The 20,604-nt window shown below is 72.6% G+C and carries 25 protein-coding genes and 1 riboswitch; of the genes, 8 read left to right on the top strand and 17 right to left on the bottom strand.

Going from position 1 to position 20,604, the window contains the following annotated elements; genetic code table 11:
* Positions 1 to 28 precede the first annotated feature (28 nt).
* Positions 29 to 388 (top strand): YciI family protein, encoded by a 360-nt coding sequence (locus ACFYON_RS05530; protein WP_355095199.1) that lies wholly within the window; start codon positions 29 to 31, stop codon positions 386 to 388.
* A complete protein-coding gene (locus tag ACFYON_RS05525) occupies positions 385 to 1,644 on the top strand; it encodes a sigma-70 family RNA polymerase sigma factor (protein ID WP_355095196.1) in 1,260 nt (419 codons plus the stop codon). The genes ACFYON_RS05530 and ACFYON_RS05525 overlap by 4 nt, the downstream gene beginning before the upstream one ends.
* A 10-nt stretch (positions 1,645 to 1,654) precedes the next feature.
* On the opposite strand, the gene ACFYON_RS05520 is transcribed toward ACFYON_RS05525, so the two are convergent.
* The 9 genes from ACFYON_RS05520 to ACFYON_RS05480 all read right to left on the bottom strand — a co-directional run bounded on the left by ACFYON_RS05520 (position 1,655) and on the right by ACFYON_RS05480 (position 7,770).
* Complete coding sequence (locus ACFYON_RS05520; RefSeq protein WP_354868237.1) at positions 1,655 to 2,098, bottom strand: hypothetical protein; 444 nt, start codon at positions 2,096 to 2,098, stop codon at positions 1,655 to 1,657.
* A gap of 16 nt (positions 2,099 to 2,114) precedes the next feature.
* On the bottom strand, positions 2,115 to 2,624 hold the full coding sequence (locus ACFYON_RS05515; protein WP_354868450.1) for an EndoU domain-containing protein: 510 nt from the start codon (positions 2,622 to 2,624) through the stop codon (positions 2,115 to 2,117).
* A 7-nt stretch (positions 2,625 to 2,631) separates the two neighbouring features.
* On the bottom strand, positions 2,632 to 3,126 hold the full coding sequence (locus tag ACFYON_RS05510; protein ID WP_354868235.1) for a hypothetical protein: 495 nt from the start codon (positions 3,124 to 3,126) through the stop codon (positions 2,632 to 2,634).
* A 2-nt stretch (positions 3,127 to 3,128) separates the two neighbouring features.
* On the bottom strand, positions 3,129 to 3,452 hold the full coding sequence (locus ACFYON_RS05505; RefSeq protein WP_354868233.1) for a hypothetical protein: 324 nt from the start codon (positions 3,450 to 3,452) through the stop codon (positions 3,129 to 3,131).
* Entirely contained in the window at positions 3,452 to 3,868 is a 417-nt protein-coding gene (locus tag ACFYON_RS05500) for a YbaB/EbfC family nucleoid-associated protein (RefSeq protein WP_354868231.1), read from the bottom strand. The genes ACFYON_RS05505 and ACFYON_RS05500 overlap by 1 nt, the downstream gene beginning before the upstream one ends.
* 175 nt (positions 3,869 to 4,043) lie before the next feature.
* Complete coding sequence (locus ACFYON_RS05495) at positions 4,044 to 4,217, bottom strand: CsbD family protein (protein ID WP_073827041.1); 174 nt, start codon at positions 4,215 to 4,217, stop codon at positions 4,044 to 4,046.
* Between the two features lie 67 nt (positions 4,218 to 4,284).
* Positions 4,285 to 6,540 (bottom strand): heavy metal translocating P-type ATPase, encoded by a 2,256-nt coding sequence (locus ACFYON_RS05490; RefSeq protein WP_354868228.1) that lies wholly within the window; start codon positions 6,538 to 6,540, stop codon positions 4,285 to 4,287.
* Positions 6,541 to 6,557: 17 nt separating this feature from the next.
* Positions 6,558 to 7,529 (bottom strand): hypothetical protein, encoded by a 972-nt coding sequence (locus tag ACFYON_RS05485; protein ID WP_354868225.1) that lies wholly within the window; start codon positions 7,527 to 7,529, stop codon positions 6,558 to 6,560.
* 34 nt (positions 7,530 to 7,563) lie between these two features.
* Positions 7,564 to 7,770 carry a heavy-metal-associated domain-containing protein gene (locus ACFYON_RS05480; RefSeq protein WP_354868222.1) on the bottom strand — a complete coding sequence of 69 codons (207 nt, stop codon included), beginning with the start codon at positions 7,768 to 7,770 and terminating at the stop codon, positions 7,564 to 7,566.
* Positions 7,771 to 7,850: 80 nt separating this feature from the next.
* Between ACFYON_RS05480 and ACFYON_RS05475 the strand changes: the two genes are divergently transcribed.
* From ACFYON_RS05475 to ACFYON_RS05460, 4 genes are all read left to right on the top strand, one after another.
* Positions 7,851 to 8,150, top strand: coding sequence for a metal-sensitive transcriptional regulator (locus tag ACFYON_RS05475; RefSeq protein WP_013283780.1), 300 nt, complete (start codon positions 7,851 to 7,853; stop codon positions 8,148 to 8,150).
* A 155-nt stretch (positions 8,151 to 8,305) separates the two neighbouring features.
* A complete protein-coding gene (locus ACFYON_RS05470) occupies positions 8,306 to 8,485 on the top strand; it encodes an SHOCT domain-containing protein (RefSeq protein ID WP_281600365.1) in 180 nt (59 codons plus the stop codon).
* Between the two features lie 163 nt (positions 8,486 to 8,648).
* Entirely contained in the window at positions 8,649 to 9,923 is a 1,275-nt protein-coding gene (locus ACFYON_RS05465; protein ID WP_354868218.1) for a YibE/F family protein, read from the top strand.
* A 154-nt stretch (positions 9,924 to 10,077) separates the two neighbouring features.
* A riboswitch (cyclic di-AMP (ydaO/yuaA leader) is annotated at positions 10,078 to 10,209 on the top strand.
* Positions 10,210 to 10,212: 3 nt separating this feature from the next.
* Positions 10,213 to 11,241 (top strand): hypothetical protein, encoded by a 1,029-nt coding sequence (locus tag ACFYON_RS05460; RefSeq protein WP_354868216.1) that lies wholly within the window; start codon positions 10,213 to 10,215, stop codon positions 11,239 to 11,241.
* A 56-nt stretch (positions 11,242 to 11,297) separates the two neighbouring features.
* On the opposite strand, the gene ACFYON_RS05455 is transcribed toward ACFYON_RS05460, so the two are convergent.
* Positions 11,298 to 11,951 (bottom strand): carbonic anhydrase, encoded by a 654-nt coding sequence (locus tag ACFYON_RS05455; RefSeq protein WP_354868214.1) that lies wholly within the window; start codon positions 11,949 to 11,951, stop codon positions 11,298 to 11,300.
* A 165-nt stretch (positions 11,952 to 12,116) separates the two neighbouring features.
* Here ACFYON_RS05455 and ACFYON_RS05450 point away from each other — a divergent pair, with 165 nt between their 5' ends.
* Positions 12,117 to 12,458 carry a helix-turn-helix domain-containing protein gene (locus tag ACFYON_RS05450; protein ID WP_354868211.1) on the top strand — a complete coding sequence of 114 codons (342 nt, stop codon included), beginning with the start codon at positions 12,117 to 12,119 and terminating at the stop codon, positions 12,456 to 12,458.
* A gap of 55 nt (positions 12,459 to 12,513) precedes the next feature.
* Entirely contained in the window at positions 12,514 to 13,752 is a 1,239-nt protein-coding gene (gene mycP / locus ACFYON_RS05445) for a type VII secretion-associated serine protease mycosin (protein WP_354868209.1), read from the top strand.
* A gap of 61 nt (positions 13,753 to 13,813) precedes the next feature.
* Here the strand turns inward: mycP and ACFYON_RS05440 are convergent, their stop codons facing one another.
* The 7 genes from ACFYON_RS05440 to eccCa form a co-directional block, all read right to left on the bottom strand.
* The gene (locus tag ACFYON_RS05440; RefSeq protein ID WP_354868208.1) at positions 13,814 to 14,095 is read right to left on the bottom strand and encodes a WXG100 family type VII secretion target; all 282 of its coding nucleotides are present in this window, start codon (positions 14,093 to 14,095) and stop codon (positions 13,814 to 13,816) included.
* A gap of 28 nt (positions 14,096 to 14,123) precedes the next feature.
* Positions 14,124 to 14,432, bottom strand: coding sequence for a WXG100 family type VII secretion target (locus tag ACFYON_RS05435; RefSeq protein WP_354868205.1), 309 nt, complete (start codon positions 14,430 to 14,432; stop codon positions 14,124 to 14,126).
* 213 nt (positions 14,433 to 14,645) lie between these two features.
* A complete protein-coding gene (locus ACFYON_RS05430; RefSeq protein ID WP_354868203.1) occupies positions 14,646 to 14,915 on the bottom strand; it encodes a hypothetical protein in 270 nt (89 codons plus the stop codon).
* Between the two features lie 12 nt (positions 14,916 to 14,927).
* Positions 14,928 to 15,656, bottom strand: a complete 729-nt coding sequence (locus ACFYON_RS05425) for a hypothetical protein (RefSeq protein WP_354868201.1) — start codon at positions 15,654 to 15,656, stop codon at positions 14,928 to 14,930.
* Positions 15,657 to 15,687: 31 nt separating this feature from the next.
* The gene (locus tag ACFYON_RS05420) at positions 15,688 to 15,981 is read right to left on the bottom strand and encodes a hypothetical protein (protein ID WP_354868198.1); all 294 of its coding nucleotides are present in this window, start codon (positions 15,979 to 15,981) and stop codon (positions 15,688 to 15,690) included.
* A gap of 18 nt (positions 15,982 to 15,999) precedes the next feature.
* The gene (locus ACFYON_RS05415; RefSeq protein ID WP_354868195.1) at positions 16,000 to 16,410 is read right to left on the bottom strand and encodes a YbaB/EbfC family nucleoid-associated protein; all 411 of its coding nucleotides are present in this window, start codon (positions 16,408 to 16,410) and stop codon (positions 16,000 to 16,002) included.
* Positions 16,411 to 16,483: 73 nt separating this feature from the next.
* Positions 16,484 to 20,449: a type VII secretion protein EccCa gene (gene eccCa / locus ACFYON_RS05410; protein WP_387188820.1), complete on the bottom strand. Its 3,966-nt coding sequence runs from the start codon at positions 20,447 to 20,449 to the stop codon at positions 16,484 to 16,486.
* Between the last annotated feature and the right edge of the window lie 155 nt (positions 20,450 to 20,604).

The raw sequence follows: 20,604 nt of genomic DNA, 5'->3' as shown, positions 1-20,604 counted from the left end.
GAACCCCGAGGAGTGCACGGTGAAGTACATGCTGCTCATCTGGAACCGGCCCGGCTTCGTGGAGGAGCTGACCGAGGCGGAACGCACCGCGATCTTCGGTGAGGTCGACGAGATCATGAAGGAGCTGACCGAGTCCGGCGAGCTGGTCGGCGGCGAGGCACTGGCCCACCCCTCGCAGGCCCGCACGGCCCGTCCGGCCGCCGGTGGCGTCGAGATCACGGACGGGCCGTTCATGGAGAGCAAGGAGCAGTTCGCCGGCTTTCTGACTGTCGACTGCGAGACCTCGGAGCGGGCCGCCGAGATCGCCGCGCGCTGGCCGGACGTACGGCACGGCTTCGGTGTGCTGGAGGTGCGCGCGGTGATGGATCAGGCCGGGACGGAGATGTGACCGCACCTGTGGTCGAGGACCTGCTGCGTACGCTCGCGCCGCAGGTCCTCGGCGTGCTCGTCCGCCGGCACGGCCAGTTCTACGCCTGCGAGGACGCCGTGCAGGAGGCGCTGCTCGCCGCCGCCGTGCAGTGGCCGGAGCAGGGTCTGCCCGACCGTCCCCGATCCTGGCTGGTCACCGTCGCCACGCGCCGGCTCACCGACGAGTGGCGCAGCGAGCACGCCCGCCGGGAACGCGAGGTGGCGGTGGCGGTGCGGCAGCCGGCGTACGCGACTGTCGCCCCGCCGGCCGACGAGGAGCCGCCGAGCGCCGACGACACGTTGCGGCTGCTGTTCCTCTGCTGCCATCCGGCGTTGCCGGTGAGCGGGCAGGTGGCGCTCACGCTGCGCGCCGTGGGTGGACTGAGCACTGCCGAGATCGCCCGCGCGTACCTGGTGCCGGAGGCGACGATGAGCCAGCGGATCCGCCGCGCGAAGCAGCGGATCGAGGCGGCCGGCGCCCGCTTCACGCTGCCGTCGCCGGCCGACCGGGACGACCGGCTCGCCGCCGTGCTGCGCGTGCTCTACCTGATCTTCAACGAGGGCTACACCGCGTCCAGTGGCGAGGCGCTGCACCGGGCCGAGCTGACCGCCGAGGCGATCCGGCTGACCCGGGAGCTGCGCCGGCTGCTCCCGGACGACGGCGAGGTGGCCGGGTTGCTGGCGCTGATGCTGCTCACCGACGCGCACCGGGCCGCCCGTACCGGGCCGGACGGCGAGCTGGTGCCGCTGGCCGAGCAGGACCGCACCCGCTGGGACCGGGACGCCGTCGCGGAGGGGGTGGCGCTGGTGACCGAGGCGCTCACCTGGTCGACGCCCGGCGCGTACCAGGTGCAGGCGGCGATCGCCGCTGTCCATGCGGAGGCGCCCACCGCCGGGGACACCGACTGGCGGCAGATCGTCGCGCTCTACCGGGTGCTGGCCCGGGTCGCGCCGAACCCGATGGTGACGCTCAACCAGGCCGTCGCGGTGGCCATGGTGGACGGGCCGCGTGCCGGGCTGGCGCTGCTGGCGACGCTCGACGCCGACGACCGGACCGCGGGCCACCACCGGTTCGCCACCGTCCGTGCGCACCTGCTCGACATGGCCGGCGACCGCGCGGAGGCGCGGGCCGCGTACCTGGCCGCCGCGCGGGCCACCACGAGCCTGCCGGAGCGGCGTCATCTGGAGGTACGCGCGGCGCGCCTGGCCGACGCCAGCGCAGTCCGGCCGGGCTGACCGGAGTCGATCAGAACAACCGGCCCCGGTACGGATGCGGCCGGCCCCAACGCTCCTCCCACTGGAGCAGCTCCGCCTGCCACCGCGGCAGGTCGGGCCGGTACTCGCGGATCAGCTCGCGGTTCTCCGGGCGGTGGACCAGGAAGCGCCAGTAGGACTCGACTGCCTCCCGGGTCTCGTCCAGCGAGTAACTCCCCCGCTCGTCCGCGACCCACTCGTTGACGAACTCGACGCCGGCCGGCGAGAACCTGACCTCGTACTTGTCGCTGTCCCACCCCTCGTCGAGCGGACGGCCGTTCGCCACGTCGTCGATCATCTGAAGGGCGTCCAGGCACGCCGAGTAGGAGACGGAGACGTCGGTGATCAGCCACGCGCCGAGGGCCCGATAGCGCTGATCGGACACGTTGAACAGCGGGAGCCGGAACTCATCGACGGAGAAACTGATGAACGCCAACGGAAAGTCCTCTGGATCATGGGATGACGACCGGCCATCCGTGGGTGAAGCCGCCCGAGCCATTGTAGAAACCCTCGATCACCAGGCCCTTGTGAGTGCCACGCCACATGCTGGTGCCGGGCACCGGCTTCGCGTTCTGGAAGGCACCGGTGATGGCGTTGTCCACCTGGGCGGGCGTCCAGTCGTCGGGGAAGAACGAGCTTTCCCCGCCGTTGCCCTTCTTCGGCTTCCAGGCTCCGTGCGGGGGGTTCATGGTCGGGTCGAAGAACTCCGGTTTGGCGCTGTAGGCCCCGGTCTTCGGGTCCTTGACGACGCTGCCGGGCTGAAGCCGGCGACCGGGGAAGTCCTCGCCGCCGGGCCGGTAGTGGTAGCCCGATCCCTTGGGCATGCCCGGCTTCACGTGGCCGCCGAACACGTGCTCGGTGAAGTGCGGATTCATCCGGTCGGGCCGGTTGCGCGTCTTGGTCCGCTTGAGAAAGCGCAACGCGGCGCGCATCAGCCGGCCGCCCGCTTTACCCCCGCTCATGGTCACCTCACCCGTCGACGAGTTTCCAGAGGGCTTCCTGGACGAGGTTGCCGACGATGGTCCGAGCCAGCGTATGGAAGATCGGGATCTCCAGCAGCGAGGCCCCGAAGGTGACCGCCGCGGTGGCGACGGCCTGCGCGATCTGCACGGCCAGGATGACCAGTTGCACGATGACCGCGACCTTGAGGGCGAGCACGATCGCGCCGCAGATGATCAGGCCGGTGCCGGTCAGCACGGCGGCGGTGACGCCGTCGCGCAGGCTGTCGGCGGGGCTGTCCTCCTTGTTCCACCAGGTCTGGAACGCGGCGATGTCCTGACCGGTGTGCTGGGTCCAGACCGTGGCCGCCCCGGTGTTCGCGTCGCTCACCACCCCGGAGAGGGTGTCGGAGAACCGGATCCAGGCGTTGCCCATCTCGAAGAGCTTGGTCTCGTCCGCCTCGGGCCAGGTGTAGCCGAGGACGCCGAGCAGCGACCGCAGCTCGCCGGGTAGTTCCATGCCCATGTTCAGCCTCCCAGCATCCGCCGCAGGCCGTCGAGGTTGCGGGTGATGGCCGCCTCGGTCTCGGTGTAGCTGACGGCCATCCTGCCGAGGTCGGCGCCGGCGGCGGCGATCTCGTTGAGCGCGTCGTCGAAGCACTCGAACGCGAACGCGGACACCTCGTCGTGGGCGGCGCCGATGAGCGAGCCGATGTCGTCGGACCCCCAGGGACGGCCGAAGCCGGCCAGCTCGGCCCGGAAGGCGGTGAGCGCCGCGCCGAACCGGGTCGCGACCGAGTCGAGCGCCGACCCGGAGGCGCCCAGCCGCTCCGGATCGATCTCGACCGGCATCAGCGCCCGTCCTGGCGGGCGAGCCGGTCCTGCGCCTGCATCAGGGCATCGGTGAACATGCTGAACTGGCGCCCCGCGTCGGCCTGGATGCGGCGCAGTTGCTCACCGAGCGACCCCAGGTCGACATCGCCGGGGACGGTGGCGGCCTGCTCCCGCAGGTCGGCGAGCGCGGCGTTGACGGCCGCCTCGATCTCCTCGGCGAGTGCCTCGCTGGCCATCCGCATCACGCGGGGGTCGAGCGTCACCCCGGTGACCTGCCCGGGTGGGCCGGCGGTGACCCGGATCAGGCCGTCGGCGGCCTCGCCCACGCCTTCCGGCGGCGCCACCTGCTCGCCCGCGGCGGCCTGCCGCTGGAGCGCGGCCATGGTTTCGGACAGCACCCGGCCGAAGCCGGACGGGTCGGCGGGATCGGCCATCGCGACGCTCCTCCCCATTCGAGGTCGCTTCGCATCCTATGCACCCGAGCCGATCCCGGTGGTCCCGCCGGATCGATGTGGACGGTGGCCTCCGCCACGCGGGATCGTCACCGTCCGTACACAGCACGCCGGGCCGGCCCGTGGGCCGACCCGGTGGTGTGCGTGCGTCGCGTACTCAGCTCTTGAAGGCGTCCTTGATCTTCTCGGCGGCCTGCTTGAGCTTCGCGCCGGCCTGGTCGTTGCGGCCCTCGGCCTCCAGGCGCTCGTTGTCCGTGGCCCGGCCGACGCCCTCCTTGACCTTGCCCGCGGCGTCCTGGGACGTGTTGTCGATCTTGTCGTCGAGACCCATGATGACCTCCACTGAAGCGATTGCCTGACAACAACCGGTTACCCAGCCGGCCGGTCGCTCAATCCCCTCACCCGATCGGGCGAAAGCGCCGCAGCCGGAGGCTGTTGCCCACCACGAAGACCGACGAGAACGCCATGGCCGCCCCGGCGAGCATCGGGTTGAGCAGTCCGGCCGCCGCAAGCGGCAGCGCCGCGACGTTGTAGGCGAACGCCCAGAACAGGTTGCCCTTGATGATCGCCAGCGTCCGTCGGGAGAGCCGGATCGCGTCCGCCGCGGCCATCAGGTCGCCCCGGACCAGTGTCAGGTCGGCCGCCTCGATGGCCGCGTCGGTGCCGGTGCCCATGGCCAGGCCGAGGTCGGCCCGGGCCAGCGCGGCGGCGTCGTTCACCCCGTCGCCGACCATGGCGACCACCCGGCCCTCGCCCTGGAGCCGCTCGACCACCGCGACCTTGTCGGCGGGCAGCACCTCCGCGATCACCTCGTCGATACCGACCTCGGCGGCCACCGCCTTCGCCACAGTGGTGTTGTCGCCGGTGAGCAGCACCGGCTTCAGGCCCAGCTCACGCAGCCGGGTGACGGCCGCCCGGCTGGTCGGCCGCACCGCGTCGGCCACCGCGAGCACGCCCCGGGCCCGCCCGTCCCAGCCGGCCAGGATCGCCGTCCGCCCGGCGGCCTCCGCGCCGGTCGCGGCCCGCACGACCTCCTCGGGTACGTCGAGACCCCGCTCCCGCAGCAGCCGCGCCCGGCCGACCACCACGCTCCGGCCGTCGACGGTGCCGGTGACGCCCAGCCCTTCGACGTTGGCGAACTCGCCAAGCGGCGGCAGCGGACCGGCCTCGGCCGCGGCCTCGGCGACGGCCCGCGCGATCGGGTGCTCGGAGGCGGCCTCCAGCGCGCCGGCCACCCGGAGCAGGTCGGCGGCGTCCTCGCCGTCGGCGGGCAGCACCTCGGCCAGCGCCATCCGCCCGGTGGTGACGGTGCCGGTCTTGTCCAGCACCACGGTGTCGACCCGGCGGGTGGACTCCAGCACCTCCGGCCCCTTGATCAGCACACCGAGCTGCGCGCCGCGCCCGGTGCCGACCAGCAGCGCGGTCGGCGTGGCCAGGCCGAGCGCGCACGGGCAGGCGATGATCAGCACGGCCACCGCGGCGGTGAACGCGGCGGTCGTACCGGAGTCGGTGCCGAGCCACCAACCGAGCGTGCCGGCGGCCAGCGCGATCACGATGGGCACGAAGACGCCGGAGATCCGGTCGGCGAGCCGCTGCACCGCCGCCTTGCCGGTCTGCGCCTGCTCGACCAGCCGCGCCATCTGGGCGAGCTGGGTGTCCCCGCCGACCCGGGTGGCGCGGATCACCAGCCGACCGCCGGCGTTCACAGTCGCACCGACCGCGGCGTCGCCCGGCCCCACCTCGACCGGCACCGACTCGCCGGTGAGCATGCTGGCGTCGACGGCCGACGTGCCCTCCTCGACCACACCGTCGGTGGCGACCTTCTCGCCGGGCCGGACCACGAACCGGTCCCCGACCGCGAGCTGCCCGACCGGGATCCGGGTCTCCTGCCCGCCGCGCAGCACCGCCACGTCCTTGGCCCCGAGTTCGAGCAGGGCCCGCAGCGCCGACCCGGCGGTGCGCTTGGATCGGGCCTCGAAGTACCGGCCGGCCAGGATGAACACGGTCACCCCGGCGGCGGCCTCCAGGTAGATGTTGCCGGCGCCGTCGCCGCGGGTGATGTCGAGGCTGAACGGGTGCTTCATGCCGGGCATGCCGGCGTCGCCGAGGAACAGCGCCCAGAGCGACCAGCCGAACGCGGCCAGCGTGCCGAGCGACACGAGCGTGTCCATGGTGGCCGCGCCGTGCCGCAGGTTGACCAGCGCGGCGCGGTGGAACGGCAGCCCGCCCCAGACCACCACCGGGGCGGCCAGGGTGAGCGAGGCCCACTGCCAGTGGTCGAACTGCCAGGCCGGAACCATGGCGAGCACGATCACCGGCACGGTGAGCACGGCGGAGACCCAGAGCCGGGTACGCGCCGTGCGCAGCCCGTCCACCGGCTCCCCGGCCGCTGCCGCCTCCGCCTGCTCGGGCGGCGGCGGCACCACTGCGGTGTAGCCGGTCTTCTCGACCGTGGCGATCAGGTCGGCCGGCGCGATGTCGTCGGCGTACCGGACGGTGGCCTTCTCGGTGGCGTAGTTGACGGTGGCCTCGACGCCGTCCATCCGGTTGAGCTTCTTCTCGATCCGGGCGGCGCAGGACGCGCAGGTCATCCCGCCGATCGCCAGCTCGATCAGATTCGGCGCGGTGGGCAGCGCCTTTCCCGTGGCAGTCATCGCGGCACCTCCGGCGCTCAACTGTGCCCGTGCCCGGGGGTGCCGTGTCCGGCGTCCGGGGTCGGTGCGGTGGTGGATGCCGGCGCGGCGGGCGCCGGCACGGTCCGGTCGCCGGCCAGGACTGTGAACTCGGCGGTGTGCACCGCGTCGCCGTGCCGGAAGTCCAGGTAGAGACGGTACGCCCCGGCCGACGGCACCTCGGCGGCGAACGTGATCGCCGGACCGGCCGCTGTGCGCCCGTCGCCGGGCGTGCCCTCCGGGTGCACGTGCAGGTACGCCAGGTCGCCCTGCCGCAGCGCCACCAGGTGCCCGTACGCGCCGAGGTAGGGCGCGAGGTCGGTGACCGGCCGCCCGTCGCGGCTGACGGAGAGCGTGAGCCGGCTGGTCCGGCCCGGCTCCGGCGTGCCGGTCAGGGTGACCGTGTAGCCATCGACGGTGGTGGTGGTCGCCGGCGCCGGCAGCGGCCGGGCGGCCAGCTCGCCGGGGACCGTGACGTCCAGGCCCAGGGTGAGCGGCTCCCCGCCGGCCGGGGTGAAGTCGGCGAACGCCCGCCAGACGCCGGGGCCGTCCAACGGCGAGGCGACGCGCCAGGTGCCGTCGCCGTCCATCTCCGGGTGGACGTGCCGGAAGCCGGAGAGGTCGCGGCGGGCGACGATCAGGTGCATGCGCTTGTCGTGGGCCACCTCGTAGCGGGTGACGGGTGTGCCGTCCGGGCCCGTGATCCGGAAGGCGAACTGCCCGGCCGGCGCGGCGGCGTGCTGGAACGTGTGGCCGCGTTCGGAGACGAGCAGCCCGCCGGGCAGGTGCGCGGAGGCGCCGCTCTCGTCGCCGTGACCGGCGTCGCCGGCCCCGTGGTCGCCGGCGCTGTCGTCGTGGCGGGTCTCGGCGGCCGGGGCGACGGGATCGGCCAGGTTGCCGATCCCGTACGCCGCGCCGAACACCGCCACGAGGCCGAGGGCGAAGCCACTGAGCTTCGTCGCCGTGTTCATGGTGTCTCCTCGGTTTCTCGGGTCCGCCGGACCGTCACGCACCGACGAGGTCGTAGCCGGCCTCGTCGACCGCCGCGCGGACCGCGTCCACGTCCAGCGGGTTCCGACTGGTGACGGTGACCCGGCCGCCGTCCAGGTCGACCTGGACGTCGGTGACGCCCGGAAGCGCGCTCAGCTCGGTGCTCACCGAGTTGGCGCAGTGCCCGCAGGTCATGCCGCTCACCTGGTAGGTGGTTTCCATCTCGCCCTCCGATCTTATACCCCCTAGGGGTACGTGCCGAACGTTAGCATACCCCCGAGGGGTACGCTATCCTCGGCTTCATGACCGCGCCGTCCAGCCCGACCCGGGGCTACACCGCCAGCAAGGACCAACTCCTCGCCCGGCTCCGCCGGATCGAGGGTCAGGTCCGTGGCATCGAGAAGATGGTCGAGGACGACCGCTACTGCATCGACGTGCTCACGCAGATCTCGGCCATCCAGGCGGCGCTGGACAAGGTCGGCCTCGGCCTGCTCGACGGGCACGCCCGGCACTGCATGCACGAGGGCGCCGCCGAGGGCCGGGCCGACGAGATGGCGACCGAGATGATGGCCGCCGTCGGCCGCCTGATGAAGCGCGGCTGAGCGGGGACCTCCGACCCTCGGAGCAGGGCACATCGACCCGAGCTGACACCTCCGGGCGGCCGTACCGTCGAAGTGGCGGGCAGGCCGGTCCGGCGGACCCGCGGTGATGGACGGAGGGCGGCCCGATGATGTGGCAGAGCCCGATGATGGGCTGGATGTGGATCTGGTCCCTGCTGGTGCTCGCGGTGCTGGCAGGGCTCGTCTGGGCGGCCGTGCGGTGGACCGGCCCGCAGTACCTGGGCCCGACGACGGCCCGGCGCATCCTCGACGAGCGGTACGCCCGCGGCGAGATCGACGAGGACGAGTACCGGCGACGCCGGGCCGGTCTGGCCTGATCACGCGAGGCGAGCGTCACCGGTCCCGGCGCCCGGGGCCAGCCGGTCAGGCTGCCTACCATGGCCGGGCGACGACCCGGACGTGGTCGACACGTCCGCGCCGCCCGGGTGACCAGACCGGTCCGGCGGACCAGGCGTCGCCGCGACCGTTGGGAGAGACGCCATGGGTGCCGACCACACCCACCCCGCACCCGCCGCGCCGCCGGGCGTACGCCGGCTGCTCGTCGCCGTGGTGGTGCCGCTGTTCGCACTCACCGTGATCGCGGCGCTGGTCCTCTGGCCCCGGCAGGACCGGGAGCCGGTCGGCGGCGCGGACGTCCCCCGCTACCACGGCACCGTGACCCGGGTGGTCACCGAGCCCTGCCCGCCGACCCCGGAGGCCCCGGACGGCGGGGGCGGCCCCTGCGGCACCGTGACGGTGACCGCCGAGCAGGGTCCGGACGCGGGCCGTCAGGTCGAGACGCCGATCCCGGCCGGGCCCGGCGCACCCCGGGTCGCGGTCGGCGACGAGGTCGTCCTGGTCGAGCTGACCGACCCGGCCGATCCGGCGGTCAAGTCCTACAACATCGCCGAGCACCAGCGCGGTACGCCGCTGATCTGGCTCATGGTGCTGTTCGCCGCCGCGATCGTGGCGTTCGGCCGCTGGCGCGGGCTCGCCGCGCTCGCCGGCCTGGCGGCCAGCTTCGCCATCCTGCTCGGCTTCGTGCTGCCGGGCATCGGCGCCGGCCAGCCGCCGCTGCTGGTGGCGATCGTCGGCGCCGCGTTGATCATGTTCGTGGTGCTCTATCTGACCCACGGGATCACCGCGCAGACGTCGGTGGCGGTGCTCGGCACGCTCGGCAGCCTGGTGATCACCGGCGTGCTCGGCCTGCTCGCCACGTCCGCCACCCATCTGACCGGCTTCGGCAGCGAGGACGCCACCACGCTGTCCATGTTCCAGGCCGACGTGGACCTGCACGGCCTCCTGCTGGCCGGCATCATCATCGGCTCGCTGGGCGTGCTGGACGACGTCACGGTCACCCAGGCGGCCACCGTCACCGAACTGGCGCACGCCAACCCCGGGCTGTCCCGGCGGCAGCTCTACCGGGCGGCGACCCGGGTCGGCCGGGCCCACATCGCGTCCACCGTCAACACCATCGTGCTGGCGTACGCGGGCGCCTCGCTGCCGCTGCTGCTCCTGCTGGTCGCCGACTCCCGCCCGGTCAGCGAGATCCTCACCAGCGAGTTCCTCGCCCAGGAGATCGTCCGCAGCGCGGTGGCCACGCTCGGCCTGATCGCCGCCGTACCGCTGACGACCGGACTGGCCGCGATCGTGACCACCGCCGGACGGCGCTCGCGCGGCGCGGACGCGGCGCCGCCCGCGCCCCGGCCGCCGGCCGGACGGGACGACGCGCTGGAGGCGCTCGGCGGCGGAAGGAGTACGGAGGGCGCATGGTGAAACTCCGCAGGGTGACCATCGATTTCAAACGCGACGCTGGTCACGGCGCGCCACGGCGAAATCTCGCTATTGGTCGGCTTCCGGACGTAGATCCTCACGAGTGCTGTCGGGTAACCTCGCTGCCGGTCACCGCCGAAGGCGCGCACCTGCGCCAGCGGTGCCGCCGCCCAATCGCCCGCGGGCGAGCCGGGGAACCAGGTACATGGGGTGAATCCGCGACAGCGGTAGGGGCCACTTCCGTCCCGAACCCGTCAGCTAACCCGGTCGGCGGCCGACGGAAGGGAACACTGTGACGGCACCCCTGCGCCGCTGGCTGACACCCGTGGTGGCCGCGCTGGCCGCACTGGCCGTGCTGGCCGGGCCCACCCCGGCGACCGCGGCCCCCACCGCGGCGGCCCCCGGCACCCCCTCGGGGCACGAGGAGGACGGCGAACCGCCGCTCATCACCGAGGCGATCGACTCCGCCAACCGGAACTTCCTCCAGGCCAAGGCGAAGCTCGCCAAGTCGCAGGACCGCCAGCGGCGGCTGGCGGCCGAGGTGAAGACGGCACAGGCCGAACTCGACGCGCTCAGCCCGCAGGTCAACCAGCTCGCCGCCCAGTCCTACCGGACCGGCCGGATGGGCGCGATGGCAATGCTGCTGGAGAGCAACTCCCCCGACTCGTTCGTCCGCCGGGTGAACGCCCTGGACGAGCTGAACCTCCTCAACGCGCAGCGCCTGGCGGCCATCAACGCGGTCAAGAACCGCGCCGAACAGGCCAAGATCGCGCTCGACGCCGAGGTACGCGAGCAGGAGAAGCAGAAGAACGCGATGGAGCGCGAGAAGGTGCAGGCCGAGCGCGCGCTGAAGCTCGTCGGCGGTCTCGGCTTCACCGGCGGCCTGGTCTCCGCCACCTCACCGGTCGCCAAGGTCGCCCCCGGCCGCACCGCCGACGGCGGGTGGAAGTCGGAGTCGTGCAGCGAGGACGACCCGACCACCTCGGGCTGCGTCACGCCGCGCACGCTGCACGCGTACAAGGAGGTCCGGCGCGCGGGCTTCAAGCGCTTCGTGGGCTGCTACCGGTCCGGCGGGCCGTGGGAGCACCCCAAGGGCAAGGCGTGTGACTGGTCGCTGCAGAACAGCGGCTTCGCGCCCTGGCACAACAACGACACCCGCAGGTACGGCAACGAGGTGGCCGCCTTCCTCATCCGCAACGCCGACCGGCTGGGCATCTACTACGTCATCTGGAACCGGCAGATCTGGTTCCCGGCCACCGGTTGGCGCTCCTACAGCGGGCCGTCGAACCACACCGACCACGTCCACATGTCGCTGCTCTGACGCCCGGACGCGAAAGGGGCCGCCCGAGGGCGGCCCCTTTTCCGTCGTCCGTGCGGTCAGCCCGCCAGCGCCGGATCGGCGGGCGCCGCCTGAGCGGGCAGCAGGGCCGGGGACTGCGCCACGGTCCGCACCTCGCCGCCGGCGAGCCGGTACGACATACCGACCACCGTGCACCGCCCCGCCGCCACCCACTCGGCCAGGACGGCAGACCGGGCCAGCAGCGCCTCCACGGTCTGCGCTATGTGCACGTCGATGATGCCGTCGAGGTCCTCGACGCCCTGGCGGGCGGCGCGCAGCAGGCTGGGTGAGACCGCGTCCACCACCGCGCCCAGGTGCCCGGCCGGGCCGGCGCCGGTGCGGACCCCCTCGCGGGCGGCCTGGACCGCGCCGCACGAGTCGTGCCCGAGCACCACGACGAGCGGGGTGCCCAGCACGGTGACGGCGTACTCGACGCTGCCGAGCACCTCCGGCCCGGCGGTGTGCCCGGCGGTACGCACCACGAAGAGGTCACCGAGGCCGCGATCGAAGATGATCTCGGCGGCGAGCCGCGAGTCGGAGCAGCCGACGATCACCGCGAACGGGTGCTGGCCGTCGGCGACGGCCGCCCGATGTCCGGCGTCCTGATTCGGGTGCTGCGGGGCGCCGGTGACGAACCGGTGGTTACCGGCACGCAGTTCGGCAAGTGCCTGCTCCGGGGTCCTCGGCGTCATGTCCCTCACCTCGTCTACCAGGGAACTACCAGGCCGGACGGCCTCCCGACCAACGTTCACACGCCCCTCGGGAGCCGTCAAGATTCGTGATACGCATTTCATACTTTCCGTTGTCGCCCGCCTCCGGACCGCGCCGATTCGGTCGGCGGCGGAGGTGGCCATAGCATGACCACCATGGCGACCACACCACCTGAGGACGGGAGCCGCCGTAACTGGACCTTCCTCACCAACCACGGCCACGTGCTGCTGGCGATCGCACGCAACCCCACCGCCCGGCTGCGTGACGTCGCCGACGAGGTGGGCGTGACCGAGCGGGCGGCCCAGGCCATCGTCGCCGACCTGGAGGCCGGAGGTTACCTGCGGCGTACGCGGGTGGGACGGCGCAACGAGTACACGATCAACCCGAAGGGCCGCTTCCGGCACCCGGCCGAGGGCTATCAGCAGGTCGGCGCCCTGCTGGCCCTGTTCGCCGCCGAGCCGGCCGGGGACGCCACCACCGACCACTGACCCGGCGGGTGCCACGTGTGCCCGCGCGGGCGGGCGCGGCGGGTAATCTCACCGCGTGCGCGACAGCTTGCGGCCGGGCGCGACCACGGGACGCGTCCGGGCCGGACACCGGATCAGGTCCGTCCTCTCCGGAGCGGCGGTGGCCGCTCTGCTCGGCGGGGCCCTCGCGGTGCCCGCGCCCGCGCTGGCCGCCCCGAAGTGCGGCCCGGCCGGCGGCCCCGCGCCCACCGAGGTGCCCTGGGCGATCAGCCGCCTCGACCCGGCCGCCGCGTGGCGGGTCGGCAAGGGCGCGGGGATCACCGTCGCAGTGATCGACTCCGGGGTCTCACCGAGCCACCCGCTGCTGCGCGGGCGGGTGCTGCCGGGTGAGGACTTCAACCAGCTCGTCCGCCTGAAGGGGCAGTGCGACCTGGTCGGCCACGGCACCATGGTCGCGGGCATCATCGCCGGCCGGGAGGGCAGCGGCTCGCCGTACACCGGCATCGCGCCGGAGGCGAAGATCCTGCCGCTGCGGGTGCTGGCCGAGAACAAGGAGAACTTCGACCCCAACGTGCCGGCCGAGATCGGCAAGGCGATCCGCTGGGCGGTCGACAACGACGCCGACGTGATCAACCTGTCCCTGGTCACGCTCGACGACCCGGCGCTGAAGTCCGCAGTGCAGTACGCGCTCGGCAAGGACGTGATCATCGTCGCCTCCGCCGGCAACCGGCAGGAGAACCGGGAGGACCGGCCGGCCTATCCGGCGGCGTACCCGGGTGTCATCGCCGTCGCCGGCATCGACGAGCAGGGTGGGCACGTCGGCAGCTCGGTCAGCGGGGACTATGTGGACATCGCCGGCCCCGGCCTGAACATCGTCGGGCCCGCGCCGCAGGGGTCGGGCTACCGGGCCGAGCCGCAGGGCGGGACGAGCTTCGCCAGCGCGTACGTCTCCGGGGCGGCCGCGCTGGTGCGGGCCGCATACCCGGACATCAGCGCCGACGAGGTCGCCTACCGGTTGACCCGTACCGCCGACAACCCGCCCGACGGGCACAACGCCGAGGTCGGCTACGGGATGGTCAACCCGTACCGGGCGGTCACCAGCCTGCTGGGCACCCGGAACGACCCGCCGATGGGCGCGATGCCGCCTCCGGCGCCGCCGGCCGACCCGCTGGCCCTGCAGCGCACTGTCGCGATCTGGGTCGCCGTCGTGGGCGCGTTGCTGGCCGGCGTCCTGCTGACGCTGCGGCCCATCCTGGTACGCGGACGGCGGCGCGGGTGGCGGCCCGGCCGACGCGACGTCCCGCAGGACGCCTGACAACACACGACGGCTCCGCCCGGCGCGAGCCGGAACGGAGCCGTCGTGGACCGGTCGAGGGTCAGTTGCCCCAGACCTTGGAGTTGCTCATCTCCGTGGTCATGTAGTTCTCGCGCGCGATGCCCACCGCGCCGCCGATCTCGTTCAGGACCTTGTTGATGTCCTTCACGGCGGCGTCCCACTGGGCCTGGTGCTGCTGGTAGGCGGCCCGGTCCTGGCCCTCCCACTCGAGCTTGGTCAGCATCGCCCGCAGCGTGTCCAGCTTCTCGTCGATGGTCCGCGAGATGGCCTGCATCTGCTGGTTGCTGCTCTCCAGAACAGCGTAATCAACCTTGATGCTCATCGAATCCTCCTCTGCCTGTCTTCGCGGATCACGGGTTGAGCGCAGCGTGGAACTTGTCCAGCATCTGCTGCTGCTCTTCGTCGTTCACCTGGTGCGTGGTGCCCGACTTGTCGAGCAGGTCCGCGATGTTGTCCATCGCGGTCAGCAGCTTCGCCGTGTCCTCGTTCCAGCGGTTCATCAGGCCCTGGAAGCCCGTGGACGCCTGGCCCTTCCAGGCCATCGCCAGGTCGTCGACCACGTTCCACAGCTTCTTGAGCTCGCCGTCGACATCGCTGCGCGTGGACCGCACGTCACTCGCGGCGGTGTGCAGAGTCGCTGCACTGACCTCGAACGCCATGCTTCACACCCTTCCGTCATCTTGTGGCGGCGGTTCCGCCGCGCCCTCCCCCGCGGCAAGGCGTACACACCCCACCGACGGACACTTCATCCGAACCGTAGCGGACAATGTCCAACCCGCGCAGCCCTGCCGACCCATCGGCGTATTCCGACAGCCCCGAACCGACAACGCGATCCGGCTGTCTCCGTACGAGTTGGACAGTCGGCGCCGAGGTCACGGCCGTTCCCGTGTGGATCTGACGATCGTCGACACGCCGAAGGCCAGCACCGCGATCAACAGCACCACCACGACCCACAGCACCGGCTTCTCGAACGCGCGCTGGAACGCCAGCACCAGCAGCGCCGCACAGGTGCTCAGCGCCACCACCTCGGCGGCCCGCCGCAGCTTCGCCGAGCGGGTCAGCCCGGCGATCAGCATCAGGACCACGAAGACCGGGATGGTGAGCAGCACGTACAGCAGCAGCGAGAAAAGCAGGGTGTCCACGCGTCGCCCCCGTCAGCCGTAGAACTTGGAGTCCCGCACCCAGTCGATCTTGATGTCCTTGATGTCCGGGTCGGAGCCGGTCGGGGCCCACCCGGGACGGGAGTCCGCGGTGAAGGTGAACCGGTCGTCGGTGTGGAAGGCGGCCAGCAGCGCGTGCAGCAACGCGCTGATCTCGCCGAAGACCAGGACCAGGATGGCGGCGGTGGCGGCCAGGCCGGCGATGCCGATGGCCTGAGCCAGCGCGGTGGTGGCGGGGAAGAACTGGAGCGCGATCGAGGCGATCACCGCGACCAGGATCGGCATGAGCGCCTGGGCCAGGCCGGAGACCGCGTCGTTGTACGCGTCCCGGGCCGCGGTGAGCGTGTCCCGGTTGGCGGCGAACGCCTCGGCCAGCGAGTTGATCTCCGCCCCGAGCTTGCGCAGGAACAGGTCGAACGCGTCCCGGTCGTCGAAGTCCCACTCCGCCGCGTCCGGCGGAACCGCCGCCATGGCCGCGCCGAACTGGTCCGCGCCGAGCAGGCGGGCCGCCTCGTCCCACTTCTGGATGGACTCGTTCACCTGCTGGTTGTCGAACGACTCCAGGTAGAGGATCGTGCCGATCAGCGCCGCCGAGGCGGCGATCCAGACCAGGTTGCCCTTGGCGATCGCCGCCGCCGAGCGGACCGGAGCCGTGGTCTGCGCGACCGACACCGAGCCGGTCACCGTCCCCGAGGCGTTGGCGATGAGGATCTCCGGTGGCATCAGGCGTCCCTTCCGTGGCGGACCCGGCCGGTCACTTGACCACCCAGGGCTGATCCGAATTCTCCCAGTTCTTCGCGCTCTGTTCGAGCTGCGCGGCAGCCCTGCGCAGATGCTCCACACCGCTGCGCACGTTGTCCAGGTGCCCGTCCACCGCCGCGTTGTGCCGCTCCACCGCGCCGGTGCCGAACCAGCTCAGCGCAGTGCCGGGCAGCTTGACCTCGGCCAGCAGCGTCTCGACGTTGCGCAGGTACTGGATCGGCCCGTCCGGGGCGTCGAGCCGCTGGCCCGCCTTCCGGATCGCGTCGACGTCGACAGTGTTCGCCATCGCCGGCCTTCCTCTCGTTCAGCGCCGCAGGTTGCGGGTCGGGTCGGACAGGTCCACCCCGAAGCGGCGGAACCAGTCTTCGGGGGTGAGCGTGCCGTTCTGCGCCTGGCGGACCGTCTCGGAGTCGCCGAGCATCTCGCTCAGCATCTCGCGCTGCCGCTCCTCGAAGGCGGCGTACGCCGCGTCGATCGCGGCCTGCATCGCCTCGGCCAGGGAGAAGCTGTCCAGCCGCATCGCCCGCGCGTTCAGCTCGATGTCGCCGACCTTCATGTCGCCGTCCACCGTCACCCGCACCAGCCCGTCCGGGCTCTCCCCGGTGACCCGTAGCTCCGCGCGCTGCCGCTGGAGCTCGGCCAGTCGGCGCTGCTGCTCCTGCGCCTGGCGCAGCAGACCCTCCATTGCCGCACCGAAACCCGACGGGCTGCTCACCTACTCGCCCCTTCCCACTCGCGACGATCGATCGGGCCGACGCTACCGGACCGGGCGTCGGCCGTCCGTCCCGTCATGCCGGTTCCGTCCACGCGGTCTGGATGAGCTGCTGGCCGTCGCGGCGGCGCACGAGCGTGCCCCGGCCCGGTGGCTGCGGGGTCGGCCGCAGATTGCCGAACACCGCGCCCTCCTCCCGGCTGCCGGACATCAGCAGGCCCGGCGAGTCCAGCTCGCGCAGACGTTGCAGCACCGGCTCGTACAGCGCCCGGGCCACACCGCCGACCCGGCGCGTGATGATCAGGTGCAGGCCGATGTCGCGCGCCTGCGGCAGCAGCTCGTGCAGCGCGCTGAGCGGGTTGCTGCCACCGGAGGCGACCAGGTCGTAGTCGTCCACCAGGACGTACAGCTCCGGGCCCTTCCACCAGCTCCGGTCGCGCAACTGGGCGGTGGTCACGTCCGGGCCGGGCAGCCGGTTCTGCAACGCGCTGCGGATCGAGCCGAGACCCTGGCTGAACACCTGGTTCGACGGCGCGTAGTCGAGCAGGTGATCCCCCTCGACCGCGCCCAGCAGACCGCGCCGGTAGTCGGCGATGACCAGCCGCGCCTGGGCCGGGGTGTACCGCTCGGCGATCCCCCGGGCGATCAGCCGCAGCAGGTTCGTCTTGCCGCACTCGGCGTCGCCGAACACGGTCAGGTGCGGCTCGCCGGCCAGATCCAGGTAGACCGGAGCGAGCGCCGACTCGTTGACGCCGATCGGGATGCCCGGGGCGGACCTGTCGACCACCTTCGCCAGCTCGGTGACAGTCAGCCTGCGCGGCAGCAGCCGCACCTTCGGCGCCGGCCGCCCCGGCCAGTTCGCCGCGACGTGCCCGGCCAGCGCCACAGACGCCTCGGTCAGGTCCTCGATGTCGCGCTTGCCGTCGATCCGCGAGATCGCGGTCAGGAAGTGCAGCTTGTCCCGGGTCAGACCGCGACCGGGCGCGCCCACCGGCACGTTCTGCGCGGCCCGCCTGTCGATCTCCGACTCGGACGGGTCACCGAGCCGCAGCTCCAGCTTGGTGCCGAGCAGGTCCCGCATGTTGATCCGGATCTCCGCCCAGCGCACCGCCGTGATCACCACGTGGACGCCGAAGCCGAGGCCCCGGTTCGCCAGGTTGGTGATCGTCTGCTCCAGCTCCTCGTACTCCTGGCGCAGCGTGTTCCAGCCGTCCACCACGAGGAAGACGTCACCGAACGGGTCGTCGGCGAACTCCCCGGCCGCCCGGCGGCGCCGGTAGCTGGCCACCGAGTCGATGCCGTGCTGGGTGAACCGGTTCTCCCGCTCGTCGATCACGGCGACCACCTCGGCCACCGTCCGCCGGACCGCCTCGACGTCACGCCGGCCCGCCACGCCCGAGGTGTGCGGCAGCCCGTCCAGGCTGCGCAGCGCGCCACCGCCGAAGTCGAGGCAGAAGAACTGCACCTCGCGCGGCGTGTGGGTGAGCGCCAGCGAGGCCAGCATCGAACGCAGCATCGTGCTCTTGCCGCTCAGCGACGCCCCCACGATCACCACGTTGCCGCCCGCGCCGGCCAGGTCGACCATCATCGGGTCGCGGCGCTGCTCGTACGGCCGGTCCACGATGCCCACCGGCACCGCGAGCCGGCCGCGGCCCGGCCAGTCGGCGGTGGTCAGGCCGTACGCCGGGTGCACGCTCAGCTTGGGCAGCAGTTCGGCCAGCCCGGACGGCTCGGCCAGCGGCGGCAGCCAGACCTGGTGCGCCGGCTTGCCGCGGCCCTTGAGCTGGTCGATCAGCACGTCCAGCATGGCCACTGCCTTGCCGTCGCCGGACTGCTCCGGCTCCGGGGTCGCCTCGGCCGCGCTCGGCGCCACCGGCACCGGCACGTAGTCGATGCCGTACGGGACGATCCGGCGCTGCACGTGCGCCCGGGTGGAGCGCTGCACCTGCCCCGGCGCCCGGTACGGGCCGGACACGTAGGCGGCGCGGAACCGCAGCATGGTCGCGGTGTCGGTCTTCAGGTAGCCGTGGCCGGGCGCGCTGGGCAGTTCGTAGGCGTCCGGCACGCCGAGCACGATCCGGCTCTCCACCGCCGAGAACGTGCGCAGACCGATCCGGTACGACAGGTGCGTGTCCAGGCCACGCAGCTTGCCCTCCTCCAGCCGCTGCGAGGCCAGCAGCAGATGCACGCCGAGCGACCGGCCGAGCCGGCCGATCATCACGAACAGGTCGATGAAGTCCGGCTTGGCGGCCAGCAGCTCGGAGAACTCGTCACAGATGATCAGCAGGCTGGGCATCGGCTCCAGCGGCTCACCCGCGGCCCGCGCCTTCTCGTAGTCGTACCGGGAGACGTAGTTGCCCGCCGCCCGCAGCACCTCCTGCCGGCGGTTCATCTCACCGGCCAGCGCGTCCCGCATCCGGTCGACCAGCGGCAACTCGTCGGACAGGTTCGTGATCACCGCGCTGGTGTGCGGCAACGCGTCCAGCGAGGCGAACGTGGCGCCGCCCTTGAAGTCGACCAGGACGAAGTTCAGCTCCTCCGAGGAGTGCGTCACGGCGAGCGCCGCGACCACCGTACGCAGCAGTTCGCTCTTGCCGGAACCGGTCGCGCCGATCACCAGGCCGTGCGGTCCCATGCCCTCGTGCGCGGACTCCTTGAAGTCCAGCTCCACCACGTTGCCGTCCGGGCCCAGGCCGAGCGGGATGCGCAGCCGGTCCCGGTGGCTGCGCGGACGCCAGGTCTGCCGAATGTCCACCGTCGCCGCGTCGCCGACGCCGAGCAGGTCGGGCAGCTCCATGCTGCGGGCCAGCGGCTCCTCGGTGCTCGCGCCCTGCTGCTGGGAGAGCCGGAACGGCGCGATCTGCCGGGCCAGCCCCTCGGCCGCGCTCAGGGAGAGCAGGTCCGGCCGGCCGAGCCTCGACGTGGCGGTGCCACGGACCAGGTCCAGCCCGGTGCCGTCCCCGGCGTCCAGGCAGAGCAGCCAGCGGCCGGCGTCGCGCGGTACCGCGCCGGACAGGTCGAACACCGTCGTGCCGAGCAGGCCCGGCCCGGTCAGCGCGCAGCTCGCCGAGACCTCGCCGCCGTCCAGCACCACCACCACGTGCGGCGCGGTGGTCAGGGGCTTCGCCTCCGGCGTGAACCGGGGCCGCCCGCCCAGATCCTGGGCCAGCGCGGTCTCCGCCTCGTCCAGCGCGGCGAACACCATCCGGCGTGCGCCCGCCGCGTCCGTACGCCCCGGGTGCTGGGCGTGCGGCAGCCACTTCACCCAGTCCCAGGCCGCCTGCCGGTCCGGCGCGGCCACCACTACCACCAGGAGGTCCTCCGGGGCGTGGAACGTGACGAGCTGTCCCAGCGCGGCCCGGGCCAGGTCGAGCACCGGCTCCCGGTCGCCGCGCAACGCGATGCGGCTGAACGCGCGCAGCGACAGCGCGGTCGGCAGGTCCGGCACGCTGGAGTGGGCGCGGACGAACCGGCGCAGCGCGATCGCGCTCATCGGCTCCAGGTCCTCCACCGGCTTGGTCTCCGGCGGCACGATCTCCACCGCCAGCCGCTGCGGACCGAGCGCGATCCGCACCTCGCCGAAGTCGTCCTCGGTGATCCGCCGCTCCCAGAGCCGACGCGAGGCGGCGATCGACCAGAGCGCGTCCGGCTCCGGGTGCCGCCAGGTCATCGCGGCGCGCTGCTGCTCGGCCGCCCGCCGGGTGCGCTTGCGCATCTGCGCGAGGTAGCGCATGTAGTCGCGGCGCTGGGCGTTCAGCTCGGCCTTGTCCTTGCCTCCGTTGCCGAGCGTGCCGAGCGCCATGCCCAACATGGACACGCCGAACAGGCCACCCGCGACGTACGTCATCATGCCGCCGCCCCGGCCGGCGTAGAGGAACGCCATCGCGCCGACACCGCAGAGCATCGGCAGGATCATCAGCACCTGGCCCATGCCCTTGGCCTGTGGCTCGGGCAACTCGGGCGGGGATTCCAGCAGCACCTCGCCGCGCGGCAGCGCGGGCCCCGGTTGACGCGGAAGTCGGCGGAACACCACCGTACTCACGGCTCTCCCCTCCCCAGAAGCGGCCCAGATCGTGGTCTGCCGCCGCCGGTGAGCGTCGGGTGGGCAACCTGTGCGACCGCCATCGTAGGTAATCTCCGTCAGGCGTCGTGGACCCGTGGGGGCGACGCCGACGGCCCAGCGGATCGTATGCGAGC

This window comes from Micromonospora sp. NPDC005686 (genome assembly GCF_042871665.1).
In the GTDB taxonomy this organism is placed as follows: Bacteria; Actinomycetota; Actinomycetes; order Mycobacteriales; family Micromonosporaceae; genus Micromonospora.
Note: the sequence above shows the minus strand (reverse complement) of the source record. Positions and strands in the feature narration are given on the sequence as shown.

Bases quoted from the DNA above. Each gene is read 5' to 3' on its own strand.
- ACFYON_RS05485 (WP_354868225.1), bottom strand. From the start codon at position 7,529: ATGAACACGGCGACGAAGCTCAGTGGCTTCGCCCTCGGCCTCGTGGCG.
- ACFYON_RS05495 (WP_073827041.1), bottom strand. From the start codon at position 4,217: ATGGGTCTCGACGACAAGATCGACAACACGTCCCAGGACGCCGCGGGC.
- ACFYON_RS05470 (WP_281600365.1), top strand. From the start codon at position 8,306: ATGTGGATCTGGTCCCTGCTGGTGCTCGCGGTGCTGGCAGGGCTCGTC.
- ACFYON_RS05530 (WP_355095199.1), top strand. From the start codon at position 29: ATGCTGCTCATCTGGAACCGGCCCGGCTTCGTGGAGGAGCTGACCGAG.
- ACFYON_RS05435 (WP_354868205.1), bottom strand. From the start codon at position 14,432: ATGGCGTTCGAGGTCAGTGCAGCGACTCTGCACACCGCCGCGAGTGAC.
- ACFYON_RS05510 (WP_354868235.1), bottom strand. From the start codon at position 3,126: ATGGGCATGGAACTACCCGGCGAGCTGCGGTCGCTGCTCGGCGTCCTC.
- ACFYON_RS05465 (WP_354868218.1), top strand. From the start codon at position 8,649: ATGGGTGCCGACCACACCCACCCCGCACCCGCCGCGCCGCCGGGCGTA.
- ACFYON_RS05475 (WP_013283780.1), top strand. From the start codon at position 7,851: ATGACCGCGCCGTCCAGCCCGACCCGGGGCTACACCGCCAGCAAGGAC.
- ACFYON_RS05515 (WP_354868450.1), bottom strand. From the start codon at position 2,624: ATGAGCGGGGGTAAAGCGGGCGGCCGGCTGATGCGCGCCGCGTTGCGC.
- ACFYON_RS05425 (WP_354868201.1), bottom strand. From the start codon at position 15,656: ATGCCACCGGAGATCCTCATCGCCAACGCCTCGGGGACGGTGACCGGC.
- ACFYON_RS05500 (WP_354868231.1), bottom strand. From the start codon at position 3,868: ATGGCCGATCCCGCCGACCCGTCCGGCTTCGGCCGGGTGCTGTCCGAA.
- ACFYON_RS05440 (WP_354868208.1), bottom strand. From the start codon at position 14,095: ATGAGCATCAAGGTTGATTACGCTGTTCTGGAGAGCAGCAACCAGCAG.
- ACFYON_RS05450 (WP_354868211.1), top strand. From the start codon at position 12,117: ATGACCACCATGGCGACCACACCACCTGAGGACGGGAGCCGCCGTAAC.
- ACFYON_RS05490 (WP_354868228.1), bottom strand. From the start codon at position 6,540: ATGACTGCCACGGGAAAGGCGCTGCCCACCGCGCCGAATCTGATCGAG.
- ACFYON_RS05420 (WP_354868198.1), bottom strand. From the start codon at position 15,981: ATGGCGAACACTGTCGACGTCGACGCGATCCGGAAGGCGGGCCAGCGG.
- ACFYON_RS05455 (WP_354868214.1), bottom strand. From the start codon at position 11,951: ATGACGCCGAGGACCCCGGAGCAGGCACTTGCCGAACTGCGTGCCGGT.
- ACFYON_RS05480 (WP_354868222.1), bottom strand. From the start codon at position 7,770: ATGGAAACCACCTACCAGGTGAGCGGCATGACCTGCGGGCACTGCGCC.
- ACFYON_RS05505 (WP_354868233.1), bottom strand. From the start codon at position 3,452: ATGCCGGTCGAGATCGATCCGGAGCGGCTGGGCGCCTCCGGGTCGGCG.